This is a genomic window from Streptomyces sp. SID9727, from assembly GCF_010550605.1.
Classification (GTDB): Bacteria; Actinomycetota; Actinomycetes; order Streptomycetales; family Streptomycetaceae; genus Streptomyces.
Genome location: NZ_JAAGNI010000009.1, coordinates 1 through 1,743 on the forward strand (window position 1 = coordinate 1; position 1,743 = coordinate 1,743).

The 1,743-nt window shown below is 77.2% G+C and carries 2 protein-coding genes; both read left to right on the forward strand.

The window, feature by feature from the left end:
• The coding region (locus G3I41_RS00750) for a hypothetical protein (protein ID WP_239081427.1) at positions 1–748 on the forward strand (748 nt) is incomplete at its 5' end.
• Positions 745–1,743: type VII secretion-associated serine protease mycosin (gene mycP, locus G3I41_RS00755; RefSeq protein ID WP_164398345.1), on the forward strand; the 999-nt coding region annotated here is incomplete at its 3' end. The genes G3I41_RS00750 and mycP, both read left to right, overlap by 4 nt.

Here is a 1,743-nt window from a genome sequence, read left to right on the forward strand (position 1 = left end):
CCCCCGCCGGGCCGTGGCCGCCGGCGTCTGCGGCGTCCTCGGGCTCGGGCTGATCGCCGGGGCCGCCGTCGGAAGCCGGCTCACCGGCGGCTCCGACGACGATCCCGCCGCCCGCAGCGCGTACGCGGTCGGCCGGGAAGCCTGGCACAGCATCCCCGTGGACACCCTCTTCCCGCACGCCCTGAAGGGCGACGGCGCCGGGCCCGGCGGCGCCGACCGGGTCTGGACGCGACTCGCCGTGGCGCCCGACAGCGGCTGCGCCGACGCGCTCGACCCGCTGCTCGCCAAGACGCTGCGTACGGTCGGCTGCGCCCACGTCCTGCGCGCCACCTACACCGACGCGACCGCCAGCAGCGTCACGACGGTCGGGTTCGTCTTCGCCGAGGCCGACGCCGACGCCATGCGGGCCCTCGGCGCAAGGTTCGCCGACCAGCACCTCGACCGCCGCACCGACCTGCTGCCCCGTACCTACCCCGTGAAGGACAGCCCGGCCGCCTCGTTCGGCGCCCGGCAGCGCGCCAGCTGGTCGGTCCACGTGCTGACCGGGATGCCCGTCGTCTCGTTCGCCGTGACGGGGTTCGCCGACGGACGCGTGAGCACCCCGCAGCCCGCCGACCGGGCCATGGCCGACGGCGCCACGACCCCCGCCGCGCAGGCCGGACTCGGCCACGAGGCCAAGGGCCTGTCCGACGGCGCCGAACGCGCGCTGCGCACCCACGTCGCCGGCCTCACGGAGCGGACGCGATGAAACGCACCCTGGGCGTCCTCTGCGCGGCCACCGCCCTCGTCCTGCTCCCCGCGCCCCCCGCCGGGGCCGACACCATCCGGGCCCAGCAGTGGGGCCTGGCCGCCCTGCACACCGACCGGGCCTGGGAGACCACGCGCGGCGAGGGCGTCACCGTCGCCGTGGTCGACACCGGGGTCGACGGCAGTCTGCCGGACCTCGCGGGCCAGGTCCTGCCCGGCAAGGACCTCATCGGCTTCGGCGCCGGGCGCGGCGACAAGGCGTGGGCCCGGCACGGCACCGCCATGGCCGGGATCATCGCGGGCCGGGGGCACGGCAGCGGACGGGCCGACGGCGTCCTCGGCATCGCGCCCGAGGCGAAGATCCTCCCGGTCCGCGTCATCCTCGAAGCGAGCGACCCGGACCGGGCCGAGGCCCGCAGGACGCGGGGCACGGCGCTCGCCGACGGCATCCGGTGGGCCGCGGACCACGGCGCCGACGTCATCAACCTCTCCCTCGGCGACGACAGCGAGTCCGCGCACCCGGAGCCCGGCGAGGACGCCGCCGTCCAGTACGCGCTGAAGAAGGGCGCCGTCGTCGTCGCCTCGGCCGGCAACGGGGGCGAGAAGGGCGACCACGTCTCCTACCCCGCCGCCTACCCCGGGGTGATCGCCGCCGCGGCCGTGGACCGGTACGGCACCCACGCCTCGTTCTCCACCCGCCGCTGGTACGCCACCGTGAGCGCCCCCGGCGACGACATCGTCGTACCGGCGCCCGACCACAAGTACTACGTGGAGTGGGGCACGTCCGCCGCCGCCGCGTTCGTCTCCGGCGCGGTCGCCCTGGTGAAGTCCGCACACCCCGGGTTCACGCCCCGGCAGATCAGGAAGCTGCTCACCGACACCGCGCGCGACGCCCCCGCCGGCGGCCGCGACGACGCACGCGGCCACGGGATCGTCGACCCGGCCGCGGCCATCGAGGCGGGTGACGGCCTCCGCTCCGCCGACGCGCGCGGCGGC